The sequence below is a fragment of the Gemmatimonadota bacterium genome, assembly GCA_026706345.1.
In the GTDB taxonomy this organism is placed as follows: Bacteria; JAAXHH01; JAAXHH01; order JAAXHH01; family JAAXHH01; genus JAAXHH01.
Genome location: JAPOYX010000129.1, coordinates 1 through 16897 on the forward strand (window position 1 = coordinate 1; position 16897 = coordinate 16897).

At 59.4% G+C, this 16897-nt stretch carries 15 protein-coding genes; 7 read left to right on the forward strand and 8 right to left on the reverse strand.

The annotated features are described in order from the left end of the window. The 7 genes from OXG98_08315 to OXG98_08345 all read right to left on the reverse strand — a co-directional run. Window positions 1-1716 (reverse strand): N-6 DNA methylase (locus tag OXG98_08315; GenBank protein MCY3772009.1); only part of this gene is annotated, 1716 nt, incomplete at its 3' end. A gap of 8 nt (window positions 1717-1724) precedes the next feature. Beyond that, window positions 1725-4253, reverse strand: coding sequence for a DEAD/DEAH box helicase family protein (locus OXG98_08320; protein MCY3772010.1), 2529 nt, complete (start codon window positions 4251-4253; stop codon window positions 1725-1727). Between the two features lie 368 nt (window positions 4254-4621). After that, entirely contained in the window at window positions 4622-4807 is a 186-nt protein-coding gene (locus OXG98_08325; GenBank protein ID MCY3772011.1) for a type II toxin-antitoxin system HicB family antitoxin, read from the reverse strand. Window positions 4808-4819: 12 nt separating this feature from the next. After that, entirely contained in the window at window positions 4820-5923 is a 1104-nt protein-coding gene (locus OXG98_08330; protein MCY3772012.1) for a zinc-binding dehydrogenase, read from the reverse strand. A gap of 68 nt (window positions 5924-5991) precedes the next feature. Continuing rightward, a complete protein-coding gene (locus OXG98_08335) occupies window positions 5992-7434 on the reverse strand; it encodes a sulfatase-like hydrolase/transferase (GenBank protein ID MCY3772013.1) in 1443 nt (480 codons plus the stop codon). Beyond that, on the reverse strand, window positions 7431-8486 hold the full coding sequence (locus tag OXG98_08340) for a hydroxyacid dehydrogenase (protein MCY3772014.1): 1056 nt from the start codon (window positions 8484-8486) through the stop codon (window positions 7431-7433). Before OXG98_08340 ends, OXG98_08335 begins: the two co-directional genes overlap by 4 nt. Window positions 8487-8518: 32 nt before the next feature. After that, complete coding sequence (locus OXG98_08345) at window positions 8519-9256, reverse strand: phytanoyl-CoA dioxygenase family protein (protein MCY3772015.1); 738 nt, start codon at window positions 9254-9256, stop codon at window positions 8519-8521. Window positions 9257-9461: 205 nt separating this feature from the next. On the opposite strand from OXG98_08345, the gene OXG98_08350 reads away from it, so the two are divergent. From OXG98_08350 to OXG98_08370, 5 genes are all read left to right on the forward strand, one after another. Further along, on the forward strand, window positions 9462-10418 hold the full coding sequence (locus OXG98_08350; GenBank protein MCY3772016.1) for a Gfo/Idh/MocA family oxidoreductase: 957 nt from the start codon (window positions 9462-9464) through the stop codon (window positions 10416-10418). Between the two features lie 260 nt (window positions 10419-10678). Beyond that, a complete protein-coding gene (locus tag OXG98_08355) occupies window positions 10679-13018 on the forward strand; it encodes a penicillin acylase family protein (GenBank protein ID MCY3772017.1) in 2340 nt (779 codons plus the stop codon). Between the two features lie 56 nt (window positions 13019-13074). Beyond that, a complete protein-coding gene (locus OXG98_08360; GenBank protein ID MCY3772018.1) occupies window positions 13075-13800 on the forward strand; it encodes an aldo/keto reductase in 726 nt (241 codons plus the stop codon). Window positions 13801-13805: 5 nt separating this feature from the next. After that, window positions 13806-14048, forward strand: a complete 243-nt coding sequence (locus tag OXG98_08365) for an aldo/keto reductase (protein MCY3772019.1) — start codon at window positions 13806-13808, stop codon at window positions 14046-14048. Window positions 14049-14163: 115 nt separating this feature from the next. Next, entirely contained in the window at window positions 14164-14577 is a 414-nt protein-coding gene (locus OXG98_08370) for a hypothetical protein (protein MCY3772020.1), read from the forward strand. Window positions 14578-14631: 54 nt separating this feature from the next. Here the strand turns inward: OXG98_08370 and OXG98_08375 are convergent, their stop codons facing one another. Continuing rightward, window positions 14632-15327 carry a dihydrofolate reductase family protein gene (locus tag OXG98_08375; GenBank protein MCY3772021.1) on the reverse strand — a complete coding sequence of 232 codons (696 nt, stop codon included), beginning with the start codon at window positions 15325-15327 and terminating at the stop codon, window positions 14632-14634. Window positions 15328-15622: 295 nt separating this feature from the next. On the opposite strand from OXG98_08375, the gene OXG98_08380 reads away from it, so the two are divergent. Both OXG98_08380 and OXG98_08385 read left to right on the forward strand, forming a co-directional pair. Further along, window positions 15623-15964, forward strand: coding sequence for an STAS domain-containing protein (locus OXG98_08380; protein MCY3772022.1), 342 nt, complete (start codon window positions 15623-15625; stop codon window positions 15962-15964). Between the two features lie 22 nt (window positions 15965-15986). Then, entirely contained in the window at window positions 15987-16880 is an 894-nt protein-coding gene (locus OXG98_08385) for a class I SAM-dependent methyltransferase (GenBank protein MCY3772023.1), read from the forward strand. Window positions 16881-16897: the final 17 nt, after the last annotated feature.

Here is a 16897-nt window from a genome sequence, read left to right on the forward strand (position 1 = left end):
CAGATACTTGGGATCAACCGCATCAATCGTATTAAGGATTTTAATCCCGTCAGCCCCTTGAGCAAAGGGAGTTTCAATAAGTTTAACTGTACATGTATGATCCCCAAATATCACCAATGGTTTATCAGGCATTATCACTGTTGAGTCATCGTCTGTCCAGCCCGCGATTTCGTTCTGCGATTGATCGATAATCGGAAATCGGCCTGTTTCAGCGTAAGCGTTTCTTGGTATTTTGGCAGGAGGGGTAACTGTATTTACGAGGGTATTGATCTTAACCCTTGCGAATTTCGTGTATTGAAAACTACTCTCCTGATATCTCTCCATGCCAAGATTGTACTCTACATCCGCTGCAATCTTCTTTCTCTCTACTACCAAACCGAGTGAGGACTGACGAGGTTGCGATTCATACACCACGCCCTGTTCCGCTACGTTAGCGGTTGATTCGGGCTCAGGATCAGGGGCGTTTGCCGTTTTCCCCGCACGCGACATATCCAGATACCTACATAGCTCCTCCCGGACCATCGGCAGATCATTCTTCTCTATCGCCCTTCTCTGCGCCCCCAGATCAAAACCGTCATTCTCCACTTTGTAGAACGCGATGTGGTCTGTCTGCTTCGCCAGCTTCCTATCCAGAATCAAAACAGAGGTTTTAACGCCGGAATACGGATTAAACACGCCCGCCGGCAGGGAGATAACCGCGACCAGGTAGTCCTCTACCAGCTTCCTGCGCAGTTGCCTGTGGGCGTTCTGACTTTGAAAGATGATACCTTCAGGAATAACTACCCCTGCTCGCCCATTGGGCGTTAGGTGCTCTGCGATATAGTCCACAAATAGTACTTCACTCCGTTTAGATTTCACCGAAAACCTGCTGTGTGGACGTATGCCTCCTTTGGGCGACATGAAAGGCGGGTTCGCCAGGATCACGTCTGCAAACTCGTTCCACCTGTCCTCGCTGGTCAACGTGTCGTATTCATGGATTCGGGGTTGTTTGAAGTCATGAAGGTACATGTTTACGAGCGATAGGCGCACCATGTCGGGTGAGATGTCATAGCCATTGAAGTTCTGTGTGAGTTTTAACTTTTCATCGGACGATAACGTACTGTTGCCATTCGCGTCGGTATTCGCCTTGTCAATATGTTTCCAGGACGATATCAAGAACCCAGCGGTACCGCAGGCCGGATCAAGTACCGTTTCGTGCTTCCTCGGATCAATGATCTCGACGATAAAGTCGATGATATGGCGGGGGGTGCGGAACTGCCCGGCATCTCCCTGAGAGCCGAGTACAGAAAGCAGGTATTCAAAGGCGTCCCCGAGCCGCTCGCTGTGGTCGTAGGTGAACTCGTCGATGACCTTGAGAAAAGCGCGCAGGGTCTCCGGGTCACGGTAGGGCAAATATGCGTTGTTGAAGATATTCCGGAACAGCGAGGGGATTCCGGGGTTCTCGGGCATCCGGGCTATGGCGGTTGCGTACAGGTCTAGAACTTCATGTCCACTCTGGCCACTGTGCATCAGGCCAGCCCAGCCGTATTGAGCAAACTCGCCTTCGAAAAACTGGCGCTCGCCCCCTAGCTCCTCGGCCTTGGCGTCCATGTCATCCATGAACTTGTAGATGAGGGCGATGGTAATCTGCTCGACCTGGCTCTTGGGGTCGGGTACTTTACCCACCAGGATATCGCGGGCCGAATCTATGCGGCGTCTGGTCTCGGTATCGAGCACGGCGTCCTCTAGCTGGCAAACTGATTGAGCGACACGTAATCCTTGACGTATTCGGGTATCAACGTGCGGTAATTAACAGGGACGTTTTCATAATCGCCCATGGATAACACCGGATTGGTCGCGAGGTCCACGAACTGCTTGCGGTCGATGATGCCACGAACCCGGTCGTCATTTACGTACGCTTTGAAAAAGGTCTTCAGTGCCGGTACCGAACTGCTCTGATCAGGAGTCAGCTCCGCCACGAATTTAGCGAATTCCTCGTCCAGCAGTTCGTTCCTGGTTTTGAACCTAGGGATGATGTCGTAGGCTTTCTCCAGTATCTCGCGAAGGGTGATCCGGCGGTCCGCGGTCACGGCTTTGCGCAGCTTCTCAAGAGTATAATACTCCTCGGGCTTGTTCAGGACCTCTCGCCTTACGTGATCGGTGGCCCGTTCCCAGTCGCCAGCTTCAATCGCGTCCGCAACGACCTCGTCCTCCTTCACCACGTCCACGAACTGGTCGAAGAACATCCTGTCGATTTTCATCCCCTCGATGCCGATTTCCTCTACTTTTATTCCGGCGAGGATGTCCCGGCCGAGGTGTTCGTACGTATCAGCAAGAACAACCGGATCGATCTCTCCTTCACCAGGTTCCTTCCAGCGGGCCGGCAGTTTCAGAATCTCGTCGTAGTTGTATTCTTCCTCGAAGTACTCGCAGTTTCCAAAGAAATCGAAGAGTTTGAAGGCGGTCTTATCTGGAGCTGTAACCATGCCTTTGCGCTCCTCGTCGAACAACAGATCGAGGAAGTTGTGTTTGCGTGTACCACGGCCCTTTATCTGGATGAAGTCCGTCGGCGAGAAGATCGGACGAAAGAGGCCCAGGTTCAGGATGTCCGGGCAGTCATACCCGGTAGTCATCATGCCGACGGTCACGCATACTCGGGCCTTACTGGTCCGATAGGTGGATATCACGTTTCCAAAACCGTGGAGATTGTTGTTTGTAAATCGTATTGTGAACTGCTGGGCATCCTGAACTTGGGAAGTTACCTGTACGGCAAAATTGGACTGGTACCTGCCCAGGTACATTTTGTCGGCAATCTCGTTGAGTATCTGCGTGAGACGGGCAGCGTGTGTCTGGCTGACGGTGAAAATGATGGATTTGCCGATCTCACCACTTACGGGGTCACGCAGGGCATTCTTCAGAAACGTTTCGCAGAACAGGTAATTGGTACTTTGGGAGTAGAATTTCTTCTCGAAATCTCTCTGCTTGTACACCTCTTCGTGATCTTCACCTTCGACGTCGATAAAGGTTGCTACGAATCCATCGTCAGAAAGAAGCTGCGTCGTCACTTCCGTGCGCGCGTCCACCACGGTGGGATTGATGAGCACACCGTCCTTCACCCCATCAAGCAGGGTATAACGGAAAGTCGGCTGACCGCTTTCGCAACCGAATGTGCGGTAGGTGTCCATCAGCATCCGTCGCTCGGTTTCACGGGGATCCCGAACGTTAGTAGCCGAGGTATCCACTCCTCTCAGGTAATCGCGTGGCGTGGCCGTCAGTCCAAGTTTGTACCCGACGAAGTACTCGAAAACCGCTCGTGCGTTGCCGCCGATGGACCGGTGGGCTTCATCCGATATCACCAGGTCGAAATCGGTGGGCGAGAAGCGTTCCTGATACTTGTTGTTGAACAGCAGGGACTGCACGGTGGTTACGACGATCTCGGCGTGGCGCCAGTCGTCCCTTCGTTCCTTGTAGACGACGGTCTGAAAGTCGGATGACAGCAGCTCGGTGAAAACCTTCCTGGCCTGCTCTTCCAGTTCAAGTCGGTCCACGAGGAAAAGGACACGCCGGGCATTCAGGGTATGCAGGAACAGTTTGATGATCGCAGCGGCCGTGAGGGTCTTGCCTGTGCCGGTCGCCATCTCGAAGAGAAAACGATCGCCGCCCTCGCTGACAGCCTTCTGCAGGGCGTGTACGGCCTTGAGCTGGTATGTCCGGAGAAAGCGCAGCTTGTGGTGTCGGATGAATCCGTTTCGCTCGTTCTTGTTCTGGTATGCCGCTTCCGACTGGTAGTTCGGTCGCTGGGAGAGTACGATGAAGTCGTCGTCAACCGGTTTGTCGGCCAGACGCTTCGGATCGGGTTCGAACTTGCTGTAGTGCCCTACCGAGTCTTGCGTGGGAAATGACGTGATCTGGTTGGGATTACCCCGGCGGAGGTCCCAGAAGTAATGAAGATTTCCGTTTGAAAGGATGACGAAGCGACATCTCAGCGACTTCGCGTACTTTCTCGCTTGCTCCTTGCCGACCAGCGGGTCCTTGTCTTCAGACTTGGCCTCGAGTACGACAAGCGGAAAACCTTTCTCATCAAGCAGCAGGAAATCGACAAATCCAGTTGTCGTTTTTTCGAAATCGTCACCCAGGTCGTCAAGTTTGGATTTCTTGATGGTGACACTTGGTTCAAGTTGGATATTGGTGGGCTTGTCACCTTCCGCGAAGAATCGCCATCCAGCCTTCTCGAGGAGTTTATTGATTTTGATGCGCGCGGTAGCTTCGGACATTTAGGCAGATTGGAGCTGAACGATGTTGTTGATTGCATGATAAAGTCGATGAAGTTGCACAAAGGCAATCATTCATCAGACATAATAAATGCAAGTTAGAAACACCGCCACTAAATCCGCACCGAAGAATGTCGTTGTAACACCCAGACCAAGATTCAAAATCTGTATTGCAAGAGCAGTTTATGCTTATCGGCCTTGCTTGTATCACTTGTAAGATCATCAAAATCCTAAGTTTAATTCGAATGTGGTCCTTTTCAATAACGAAAATCCCGGCAGACAAGCTCTGTCTACCGGAATCACTTCTCGGGTTTATCTATATGCGATTACCGACTGAATTGACCGGGATGGTACTACACAACCGGCATGATTCAGTCTTCTCGTACTTCTGCATTTAGCAGCAAATCGTCTACGACGCTTAAGTACGCTCGTATCGCGGTTTCTATGTTTTCGAGAGCTTCCGCTTCAGTTCTACCCTCGGACCAGCATCCAGGTAAGTCGGGTACCGATACGCTGTATCCTTCGGCAGACTGATGAAGGGCGATTTTGTACTTCATGCCAGGCTCTTTCTATGAGTCGAACTCCAGCCCAACCCGAATCGCTGAACCCGCGCCCGCATAGGTGAAAGCCTCGTTGATATCAGTGAATGAGAAGGTATCGGAGATGATCTTGTGGAAGGGGTACTTGTCCCGTGTGCGGCTCAGGAATTCGAGGGCGCGCGGGATCACCCAGGGCTCGTACACGATCACGCCGCGTATCGCCTTGCTGCACCGGACGATGTTACCCGGATCGATCTCCGTCGGGAACCCGAGGTTTATGTTGCCGATCCAAAGATAACGACCGCCCCATCGGAGCATGTCTATGCCTTCGGCGAGCACGCGGGGCGATCCCACGAATTCGGCGACCAGGTCGGCGCCGACCCCATCCGTGTGATCCAGAACGAACTCAACGCGTGATTTTAATTCGATTTCATCGACATTGAGTGTCTCGTCGGCTCCGAATTCCCGGGCGAGCGAAAGACGCGCCGGAAACCTGTCGAGCACGATAATCCTGCCCGCCCCCATCTCCCGCGCTACGGCGGTCGCATAGAGACCGAGGCCGCCCGCCCCCTGAATGACCACCGTGTCGCCCAGGGTGACGCCAATCTGGTTCAGACCGTAGATGACTTCCGACAGGGCGCAGTTGATCGGGGATACGATCGCGTCCGAGAGATCATCGGGCACCTTGAAGACCCAGTGGCCGCGTTTCATATAGTAGTAATCCCCGTAGGCGCCGTGAAAGTGCGGTGGCTGCTCACTTGAGACACCGATCCAGTCTCTGTAACGGTCGGGGCATCCCGGCTTGCCGTTCAGACACGTCCAGCACTGTTGACACGGCTTGAAATAGGAGTAGACGATGCGATCCCCTTCGGACAGCGGCTGGCCGGCACTGTCCGTGGTGACGTTGCGCCCCATGGCTTCGATCGTACCGATCATTTCATGCCCGAGTACCTGGGGGATGCCGGTCTCGATTCTGGGACCATGTCCACGCCAGATGTGCAGATCGGATCCGCAGATATTCGCCATGCGGATCCGGACGAGCATGTCGTCCGCCATAACCGTTGGTACGGGATATTCACGAATCTCCATCGGTGCCTGCGGCTGGGTATATACAGCGACTTTTCCGGTTTTCATGACCTGTCCCTCTTGGTTTGACCTTCAGGCATTTCCCTGGGTATCGTGAACGTTTCGCTCACAGCCCTTCATTCCCCATCTTCCGTCGCCCTGTCCCCCGTCTCCTCCTGCCAGGCCCGGATTCGCTCCGACAGATTCGAAACCCGTCCGGCCTGATCGCCCCGGTGATACAGATTCTCCAACTCATGGGGATCGCTGTTCAGATCGTACAACTCCCCCTGACCCTTCCCATACAGGTTGAGCTTCCAACCGTCCGCAGACACGATCGTCCGGTACTGGTGCACCATGCTCTGGTTCGGCTCCGCTTCGCCGAATCCGGCGGGCGCGTGGCCGTCGTCGCCGCTCCACTCGACGAACACGTCGTCGCCGTCCAGGTTCTCGTGCCCTTGCAATACCGGTACCCGGCTCCGCCCCTGCAACCGGTCCGGCCGCCCGAGGCCGAGCAACTCCATCAGCGTGGGCACCAGGTCGATGTGGCTGAACCGGCCGCCGACGTGGCGCGGCGGATGATCCACCATGGGCGCGCGCAGCACCATGGGCACCTTGATGGATTCTTCGTACATGAGCGTCTTGCCCAGGATGCCGTGATCGCCCATCAACTCGCCGTGGTCGGATGTGAAGACGACGATGGTGTCATCGGCCTTGCCACTCTCCTCCAGGGCCTTGAGGATCCTACCCACCGAACGGTCCACCAGGGTGATGTTGCCCCAGTAGCGGGCCAATAACGCCCGCCATCCCGGCTCGGTACGAAGATCCAGCCCGTAGTTCTCGGACTGCATGTAGTAGGCCGCCATCAGGCGGACGAGGAGCGGCGCGTCGTCGGGCGGCTGCCGCATGAACGCCGGTCCGGTGGGCAGGCTGTCCGGATCGTAGTAGTCGTTCAGGGGACCGGTGTGCGGGGGATGTGGCTCGAGGTAGCTGACGCAGAGGGCAAAGGGGTCGTCGCCCTGCTGGCGGATATAGTCCGACGCGCGCTCGCCCAGGTACCACGCCTTGGTGCATTCCTCGGGCAGGGAGGCCGCGTAATGTCGGGAAAAAACCTTTTGTCCCAATAGCTCGATATCCGGCTTGTATCCCTTATCCACCAGGAAGTGGTGATAGTCGCTGACTTCGGAAAGCCGGTCCGCTTCTGAGAAGTGGCGGCGGTACTGGTCCTCAGTGCCCACCCAGGTCTCGAAGCCGTGCTGCGGGAAGATCTCGTCTCCCAGGTGCCATTTCCCCATGAAGGCCGTGTCGTATCCCTCGGGCAGCATCTCTGCGATGGTCGGTATGTCGGCGCCCAGGGGCACGTTGCAGGAGGGCACGCCCGCCGTATGCGGCCAGAGCCCCGTGAGCATGGTGGCCCGGGCCGGGCTGCATACGGGCTGGCTCACGTAGGCGTTTTCGAACACGAAGCTTTCCGACGCCAGCGCGTTGAGCGCGGGGGTTTCGATCTGGTGGTTTCCGTAGCATTCCAGCGTATCCGCGCGCTGCTGGTCGGTGAAAATGTAGAGCAGGTTGGGGCTATTCATCGGTTCCCTTCGCGGTTGGACTTCGAGCGCGGGGTCAGGTTGAACCAGGTCTGATGGCCGGAGAAGAACCGCTCCAGCTCGTCGACCATGTAGTGGAAGAAGTGGGGAAAGTCTTCTCCCGTGCGGCCGGAGAAGTGGGGCGTGAGAAAAACGTTCGGCAGTCCGATGATCTCGCTGTCTTCGGGGATGGGCTCCGGGTCGAAAACGTCCAGTCCTGCTGCGATGTCCCCGCGCTTGAGGCGCTCGATCAGGGCCGCGGAATCCACGATGGCCCCGCGCGAAACGTTCACGAACACCGCACCCGATGGAATGAGTTCCAGCTCGCGCCGTCCGATCATGCCCCGGGTATGGGGGGTGAGGGGCGCTACGCATATGATCGCGTCACACTGTGAAAGCACGTTTTCCAGCGACGTCTGCAGGAAGTCCAACGCCTCGGGCAACTCCTGCGGCAGGTAGGGATCGTGCACCCAGAGCTCGACCTCGAAGGGGCGCAGCAGCTTCATCAGCCGCCGTCCCATGTGTCCGCCACCGATGAGTCCCACTCGCTTGCCGGTGAGGATGCCCGCCATGGGCTGAATGAGACCTCGATCCTGCGTATTGCCCGCCACGATGCGGCGGAAAAGCGCGCCGGCATTGCGCATGGAGATCAGCGTCAGGGCCAAAGCCCATTCCGCTACCGGATAGGTGGAACCGTTGGTCGTATCCACGGTGCGGATGTCGCGCGCCCACAATGTCTCCAGGTCCAGGCGCGCGGCAAACCGGTCGCCTTCCAGTTCGCCGACGAATCGCAACTGGGGTGCGGCATCCAGGATCGCGGCGTCGATCCTCGGCGCGCCGTGGCAGACGACGAGGGCATCCACGCCGGACATTTCCTTCGCCAACCGCGCCGTTGTCTCGGGGTCCGTGCTGGTATCGTAGATTCCGCCGCCCTCACTGTGGAACCACGCCCAGTCGGCAAACGCCTCGAGGCGGGCCAGTTCCGCCGGCGGCAGGTAGCCGTAGCGCACCCGCTCGTCGCAGGCGATGAGTACTTGGGGGCGGTTGTTCGACATTTACTCTCCTTATCTTCCTTAGTAGTCCAGCCTCAGCCGAAGGCCTCGGCATACTGCTGCGTACGACTGGTCATCATGCCGTAGAAACCCCGTACCTCCGGATCCGGATGGTCCCGCCACAGCCGGGCGGGAATCATGGTACAGTCGCTGAGCACGGGGCCGCCGCGATGGCCGTAGTAAACCTGAACGGTCTTGCGTTCGTGCGGTGTGATCCGTACCGTCGCGGCGTGCAGCACGGACAGGTTGAACAGTACAACCGTGCCTGCCGGACCGTGCAGGTGGACCTTGCCGCGCTGGACGAGCTGTTCCTCGGTTTCGAGTATGGGACCGTCGCAGGGTTCCGGCGATATGGAGAAGCAGTGCGTACCCTCGTGCACGTCGGTCAGGTAGAGCATCATTTGCAAATAGCCGCACCGGTAGGGCCGGTCCGTCGCATGCGGGCGGTCCCGGTGCCAGATCTCCTCCGGATTGCCGTCGCGCGGGTCCATGTGCCTCAGGCACACTTCCCCGAGCCAGCTGGGCCCTTCGAGGATGGTCTCGATGGGGTCGATCAGGGCGGGATGGCGGATCAGGCCGTCGATCTGCGGCGAGGAGATCAGCGGATCGCAGTTCAGGGTCTGATGTCCGTGATTGGAAATGGGATGCCAGAAACAGCCCCGTTCCGATCGGTCCGCATCGTACAGTTTGTTGAATCGATTCAGTTCCTCGCCGGTAAAAACCTGGCCGAGGTTGACGTAACCATTCTGTTTGAAAAAGCCCAGATCCAGCATGCAGGAATCACCGATCGCTAATGGTGTGTTTACTTGCAAAAGAAATGACCATACATTGCCAGCGTCAAGAAGTTCACCGCGCGCGTCAATACAGTACTCCGCGATCGTCGCAGCGATCGGCGCAGTGATTGCCGTAGCGACGGTCGCCGCGTCAAGATCCCTGCACGACGTTACTGACCCTCGCAGTCCACCAGGAGCACCGGAAATGTCCGAAACCATCCTTAATGCCGCCCTGATCGGGTGCGGCGGCAGAGGTCGGGGCCACCTCGAGACCATGAAGGCCTTCGACGACTTGCGGTTCGTGGCCGTGTGCGATCCCGTGGAGGAATTGCGCGACCGGGTGGCCGCCGAAAACAACGTCCCGCGAAAGTACGAAGAAATCGGGGACATGCTGGCGAAAGAGGAGCTTGACCTGGCCGTCATCGCGACGCCGGCCCACCTGAACGGCCGGTGCGCGCTGCCGGTGATCCAGGCCGGGGTCCACACGCTGCTCGAGAAGCCGCCCGGACTCTCCGGCGCGGAAACGGAAGGGCTCCGCGCCGCCGCCAACACGTCCAGCGCGAAGGTGCTGGTCGGCTGGAACCGGCGGTTCCATTCGTTGATCTGCAAGGCTCGCGGCCTGATCGAGGAGCGGGGTCCCATCACCCAGATCGTGGCGGAGTTCCACAAGAGCATGACAGGCTTGCGCGATCGGGGCTTCCCGGACCACCTTCTGGACAACTTCATTTACGAGACGCCGATCCATGCCATCGACCTGACCCGTTCCCTGGCCGGCAGTTCCCCCATCGCCGAATTCCATGCCGTCGCCCGCAGGACCAATTCGCCTTTCGTCGACGTTTACGCCGCGCTCATCCGCTTCGAGAACGGGTGCGTGGCACAGCTCACGGCCAATTTCACGACGGATGCCCGGCTGGAGCGCTACGAAATCCACGGCAGGGACTGTTCGGCCTATCTGGAAGGCGTAAGGAATGCCGTGGTGCAACGCGACGGGCAGGAAACGGTTTTCGACGAGGTGGAGTCCGGCGGCACCGCCGAACAGGCCCGCTTCCTGGTCGACTGCATCAAGGAAGACCGGCCGGTTGGACTGCCCGCGGCGGGCCTGGACGAGGCCGTCGAGACGATGAAGCTGGCCGACCGCATCCGGGCGGAGTTGCGTGACTGATCGGTGCGGAGTGGCCGACCGCATCCGGGCGGAACTGCGGGACTGAGCCGAACCGGGTCGCGCGACTGAGCCTGCTTTCGGTTTCTTGACATCCGGGCGACCGCATGATAGGATGCTAAGGGAAGGCCGGCGACGGATTCCAGGTTCATGATAGGTCGTCGGCAACTTCTCAGTTTTTAGAAACCTCGTGACTTTCTGATCCAGTCCTGGATAGATACGCACTAAGCAACTCGGCGACGGGTAGCGGGGAGGAGCCATCCATGTCGTTTCCTGAATATAAGCACTTTATTGCCGTGCTCGTTGTAATTCCCATGTTGGCCATAGGCTGCGGCGAGGAGGTGGACACCGTGGACTCAGACGAGCGTTTGCTTTCCCTTGCCCGCGCGTCCCTCTCCCAGATCGAAGGAGAACTGGTTCTGGAAGGGCTGCAAGAGCCCGTCGAAGTAATCCGCGACCGGCACGGCATACCCCACATCTACGCGCACAATACGGATGACCTCTTCTTTGCGCAGGGCTACGTCATGGCCCAGGACCGCCTGTGGCAGATGGAGCTTTGGCGGCGGTGGCGGGAGGGCCGTCTCGCGGAGATCTTCGGACCGGAGGCCTTCGACTACGACGCCCGGACGCGGCTCATGATGTACCGGGGTCCCTTCGACGAGCGGGAGTGGACCAGCTACCACGCCGAGGGCGAGCGCATCTTCACGGCCTACGCGAACGGCGTCAACGCCTACATCGACACGCACGTGGACAATCTGCCGGTGGAGTTCAAGCTGACGGGCATCCGGCCCGGCCGGTGGACGAAGGAGACGGTGGTGCGGCGCTGGACCGGACTCTTCTTCCCGAGCGCGGGCAACGACGCCGGAGACGAGATCCGGCTGGCCCGGTCCGTGGCCGAGTTGGGGGTCGAGGAGGCGAATCGCCGCGCGGCGCCCCTGCCCTGGGATGATCTCGTGGTACCGGAGGGACTGGACGTGACCATCGTCCACGAAGATATCGTTGCCGCGATGCGGAAAGGGGAAGGTGACCCCCTGGTACCCGGCCGCCTGCCGCAACTCGAGCTCGTGGAACCGTATACGGGCCTGGTACCCCCGGACCGCCAAGCCGAGGCGCCCACGGAAGAGCAGCTGCTCGAGATCGGAAGCAACAACTGGGCCGTGAGCGGCGCCCTGTCCATCACGGGCCAGGTCATGGTCGTCAACGACCCCCACCGCCGCCTCGAGAACCCCTCGCTGCGGTACTATTCCCATCTGAACGCCCCGGGCTGGAACGTAATCGGGGCCAGCGAGCCGCCCTTCGTGGGCGTGACCGCCGGACACAACGACCGGGTCGCGTGGGGATACACCTTCGCGGGGGTCGACGTGAACGACGTGTACGTGGAGGAGCTTCACCCCGAGCAGCCCGACATGGTTCGGTGGCAGGGCGGATGGGAGCCCCTGCGGGTCATCACCGAGGAGATCCCGGTAAAGGGCGAAGAGCCCCGGGAAGTCGTGCTGAAGTACAGCCGCCACGGTCCCGTGTTTTATGAAGATCCGGAGAACGGGGTGGTCTATGCCGTGCGTTCCATCACCCACGAGCCGGGCACCGCGCCATACCTGGGGTGCTTCCGCATGGCCCAGGCCGAGAGCGCCGAGGACTTTTTCGAGCGGGCCATGTTCTGGAAGGTGCCGACGCACAACCTGGTTTTCGGCGACGTGGAGGGCAACATCGCCTTCCAGGTATCGGCCCTTACGCCGGACCGCGAAAGCTGGAACGGCCGGCTGCCGGTCCCTGGCGACGGGCGGTATGAATGGCAGGGTTTCAGAGAAGACCTGCCCCGGGAGTACAATCCCCAGCGCGGCTGGGTCGGTACGGCCAATAACGACTCGCACCCTCCGGACTACACGGGACGCCCGGTCATGTTCCTCTCCTCGAGAGGCGTCGAGTACTCCCGCATCGAGCGCATGAAGCAGCTGTTGCGGGCCAACCGGAAATACTCCATCGACGACCACAAGCGCATCCAGTTGGATGCCTATTCGTTGCGGGCCGAGGCCGATATTCCCTCGTTTCAGGGCTGGACGTCGGACGATGCGGAAGTCGAACGGGCCCGTGCGCTCGTAGCCGACTGGAACGGCGTCTTGAACCGCGACAGCGCCGGCGCGGCGGTCTGGTACCGCTGGCGGGGCGAGGCCGAATCCGCCGCCTACGACCCTGAGACACCCGAAGACGAACGCCAGTCCCTCGTGGAAGCCGGACTGCGCAGGACCGTGGACCGGCTGAAATCGGAACTGGGCGGGGACTGGGGTGAGTGGCGGTACGGTCGGCTGCAGAAAAGCCCCTTCACCCACCTCCTGTCCGATGCCTTCTCCCTGCCGGCCGTGGAGCGTTCAGGCGGCTTCGGCACCATCGCCGCCACGTCGGTGAGCTTCCGGCACATCCTGGATACGGAAGACTGGGACCGGTCGGTCTTCATCATCACGCCGGGCCAGTCGGGCCAACCGGAAAGCCCCTACTACGGCAGCCTGCTGGAGACCTGGGGGAACGACGAATACCTCCAGCTGGCGTTCAGCCGGGAGGCGGTGGAGGAACTCGCGGGGCACCGGCTCACCCTGTCTCCACGTTGAGCGGCGAGGACGATCGGCCGATATTGAAACTTTGTTGCCGAAGGGACGTTAGCTGAGTGGAGTACCGCGTACTGGGGAATACCGGGATCGAGGTCTCGTCTGTCGGTCTCGGCTGCTGGCCCATGGCGGGAATGGCCGGGGGAGCGAACTGGTCGGGTATCGACGACGAGGAGTCCATCGCCACCATTCAGCACGCGGAGTCCCTCGGCATCAATCTGCTCGACACGGCCAACGGGTACGGCGCCGGCCACAGCGAACGGATCATCGGCCGGGCGCTCCGCGGCAGGCGGGACCGTTACGTACTTGCGACCAAGGTCGCGCCCCGATCCGACGATCCTGACGAGCCTGTTAAGCAGTACATCGCCCGGAACTGCGAGGGCAGCCTGGAACGGCTGCAGACCGACTGTATCGACATCTACCAGTTGCACGGCGAACCGGACGAGGCCGACATGCCGGCGATCGTGGAGGCGTTGACCCGGCTGGTGGAAGAAGGCAAGATACGCTGTTTCGGCATCTCGACCTATGAAACGGAGGTCATGGAGGCCCTGATGGCGCTGGGGAACCTCGCGATGGCCCAGATCGGCTACAGCATCGTAAACCCGGTGGGCAAGCAGGGACTGCAGTTCGCGGAAGCGCATAACCTGGGTACGCTTATACGCGTGCCCCTGGCCCAGGGCGCCCTCACGGGGAAGTACTTCGATTCGCTGTCCCGGCTTCCCGGCTCGACACGAAAGACCGTCGCCACGAACGGTTCGACAATCCCGGGATACGGTCCGCGCTGAAGAAGTTGTCCGAATTGTCCTTCCTGGCCGAGGGCGGGAAACGTACCATGGTGCAGGCGGCGCTCCGGTTCGTGCTGGACACGCCGGGAGTGACTTCCGTGATACCCGGCGCGAAGGACCGCGCGCAGCTGGAAGAGAACGCGGGTGCCGACCGCGTGCCCCCGTTGACCGGCGACGAACGGTCGCGGGCCCTGACCATCGGTGGGGAGGCGAACTGGCCGATTCCGCCCTATACGAAGTGGACGTAATCAGCGCAACTATTTTGCTGTAATGGTGTATTCTTGAACTTGAAGTAATCGGAGGAAATTAATGCAGCGTTTGATGTTATGCCTTGTTTTAGTATACAGCGCCGGATGCGGCCGGGTGTTCCTGGGAGAAACGCAGAACGTGGAGATCAACGTGACGCCCGCCGACGCCCGGATCAAGATTCCGGATCGCATCGACCGGGAAACGAATCCCTTCACGATCGAATTGCCGCGCAACGAATCCCACCTGGTGGAGATCTCCAAGCCGGGCTACGAGACGAAGTGGATCGTCCTGCAAAAAACCAAGCTGCCCTCGGTGATCATCGCCGATATTCTGCTCACCCTAGGCATAGGTCTGTTCATCGACATTTACTGGGGAACCTGGGAAGGTCTCAAACCGTCGAGGTTGGACGTGACGCTGGAACCGGCCAGCGCGGACGGCGGTCCCGTCAAGGTCCCGCTCTTCCTTGCGGATTCCACCCTGGAAGTGCGTGACGGAACCGTCCGGATAAGGGTGCATGCCCTTAAGTGAAGCTGAGCCCGTCCGACACGGTCACATCCGGGCATGGACATGGAGCCCTGACCGCTACGATCTCGAGCGGACCACCCGGTATCTCAGAAAGAGCTCCTGTCCGACCCGCCGGGATTCCACCTGCCTGAGTCTACGGAAACGGTCGGCCGTGAAACCCGTACCATCCGCCGCCGTCGGCGCCTTTCGTCCGCCAATCACGACCGGGCAAAGCGTCAGGTAGACCTCGTCCACCAGCCCGGCTTCCCAGAAGGCCATGTTGACCTCGCCCCCGCCTTCCACGAGCAGGCGCGATATGCCCCGGTCGGACAGCAACCGGCAGAGTTCGACGAGATCCACGGAGATCCGGCCTGCCCGGACGACCTCCGCCTTCTCCTGAAAGGGCAGGATCCGTTCATCGGGTGTTTGATCCGTGGTCGCGATGATCCGTTCGACCTGGTCGTCCTTCCAGTACCTGCCTTCAGAGGGCAGCCGCATGGAACGGGACAGGACGATCGAGAGGGGATGGGGGGATTTGCCCGCGCGTATGCGTTCATCCCGCCGTTTTGCCGTCTGGACCCTGACGGGCGGATCTTCCGCACGGAGCGTACCGGCGCCGATGAGCACGGCATCGACGTCCGCCCTGATCTCGTCCATCAGCCTGCGGTCTATTCTACTCGTGAATCCGACAGGATCGCGGTTCTCCGTGGAGATCTTGCCATCCAGGCTCAGGGCGTAATTCAGCAGGATATATGGGCGTCGATCCGGGTTCATCAGCAGTACTTCCGCTCTCGTTCGGTTTCGGGGCTCAGCCCTTAAAATCGTCTTGACATGTAATCTGAACCAGTATATTATGCAAAGCGAAATTCATCAAGAGACAAAGACCGGATTCATCCCTTGAGATGGCATCCGGCAGAAGAAAGCGTCGCCGCAGCCGGTTTAAGTGTTCATTCCAGACTTGCGAGACGGCCATTCAACGTCAGTATCCCGCCACGTCAAGGTATACCGTTCCTGATCCGGTGGACTCGGCCGATATCCGGTCCAGCCCACTTGAGAGAGGCAGGATTTAGTGAAAGTAAGAGAAATCAAGCACGGGGACGTCACGGTGCTGGAATTGAGCGGCCGCATGGCCGAAGGACGGGATACCGACGCCCTGAGCGAACGCATCAACAGGCTGGCCGACAACGGTTCCAGGAAGATCATCTTCGATCTGAGCAAGGTATACTGGATCGACAGTTCAGGCCTGGGCCTACTCATTCGTGCGTATACCCGCATGCAGAAGGTCGGCGGCGATCTGAAACTCGCGCGCGTGAACCGCAGCGTCAGCAGCCTCCTGCAGATGACCAAGCTGACCACCGTGTTCGCCGTCCACGATTCACTGGAAGGCGCCATCGAAGCCTTCGGAACCTGAACCGGGCAAACTGATACCTGTCATGGCTGATCAGCACCCCGGCCGGGTCCAGGTCCATGGAAGCCGAACCGCCGAACTCGTGGCGGTAAGCCGCGCCCGGCACCTCCTCCGGCACGAACCTCCCTACATCTTCCACGATCCCTACGCGTTCCGTTTCCTGAGCAGGCGGTGGCAACGGATCCTCGGATCCAGGTTGCGCGACGCTTTCGTCTCCAGGATCGTGCTGCGAAGGCTCATGCCGATCACCACCCAACCACTGACACGGGCCCGTTTTACCGAAGACTGCCTGCTGGCGGCGATCGAAAACGGCGTGGACCAGTACGTCATACTCGGTTCCGGCTACGATACGTTCGCCCTGCGCCATCCGCAACTCGACGTGACCATCTACGAAATCGATCTCGCGTCCACAATCGCCCTGAAACGGGACCGGGCCGGGACGGCCGGACTGGCGTTGCCCGACAGCCTGCGATTAATCCCCATCGACTTTGAAAAAGACGACCTCGCAGAAAGACTGACCGCACATGGATTCGACCCTGGGAAACGGTCCTTCTTCAACTGGCTGGGCGTGACGTACTACCTGTCCCGGGATGCGATTCAAGACACGCTGAATCAAGTGGCCGGGATAACCAGTCCCGGTTCGGAGATCGTCTTCGACTACCTCGCCGAAACGAACAGCATTCCGGAGGAAGAACGCCCCCTGGCCATACGCATGAAGAACTATGTAGGCAAGTTGGGGGAACCCATGATCACGTCTTTCGACCCGGCCAGGGTGGAAACCGATTTCAACGCCCGTGGAAACTGGGACATCGTCCGCAACGATTCGCCGGCCGACCAGCAGAGACGGTACGTAGACGGACGCAGCGACGTGTACGCTCTGCCGCCCCTGTTCTGGTGCCTGCACCTGAGCAGGAAATGATGACCTGATCCGGGATC

Excerpts from the sequence above, each read along its gene's own strand:
- OXG98_08355 (MCY3772017.1), top strand. The coding sequence starts at position 10,679 with ATGTCGTTTCCTGAATATAAGCACTTTATTGCCGTGCTCGTTGTAATT.
- OXG98_08345 (MCY3772015.1), bottom strand. The coding sequence starts at position 9,256 with ATGCTGGATCTGGGCTTTTTCAAACAGAATGGTTACGTCAACCTCGGC.
- OXG98_08320 (MCY3772010.1), bottom strand. The coding sequence starts at position 4,253 with ATGTCCGAAGCTACCGCGCGCATCAAAATCAATAAACTCCTCGAGAAG.
- OXG98_08330 (MCY3772012.1), bottom strand. The coding sequence starts at position 5,923 with ATGAAAACCGGAAAAGTCGCTGTATATACCCAGCCGCAGGCACCGATG.
- OXG98_08350 (MCY3772016.1), top strand. The coding sequence starts at position 9,462 with ATGTCCGAAACCATCCTTAATGCCGCCCTGATCGGGTGCGGCGGCAGA.
- OXG98_08340 (MCY3772014.1), bottom strand. The coding sequence starts at position 8,486 with ATGTCGAACAACCGCCCCCAAGTACTCATCGCCTGCGACGAGCGGGTG.
- OXG98_08385 (MCY3772023.1), top strand. The coding sequence starts at position 15,987 with ATGGCTGATCAGCACCCCGGCCGGGTCCAGGTCCATGGAAGCCGAACC.
- OXG98_08325 (MCY3772011.1), bottom strand. The coding sequence starts at position 4,807 with ATGAAGTACAAAATCGCCCTTCATCAGTCTGCCGAAGGATACAGCGTA.
- OXG98_08375 (MCY3772021.1), bottom strand. The coding sequence starts at position 15,327 with ATGAACCCGGATCGACGCCCATATATCCTGCTGAATTACGCCCTGAGC.
- OXG98_08335 (MCY3772013.1), bottom strand. The coding sequence starts at position 7,434 with ATGAATAGCCCCAACCTGCTCTACATTTTCACCGACCAGCAGCGCGCG.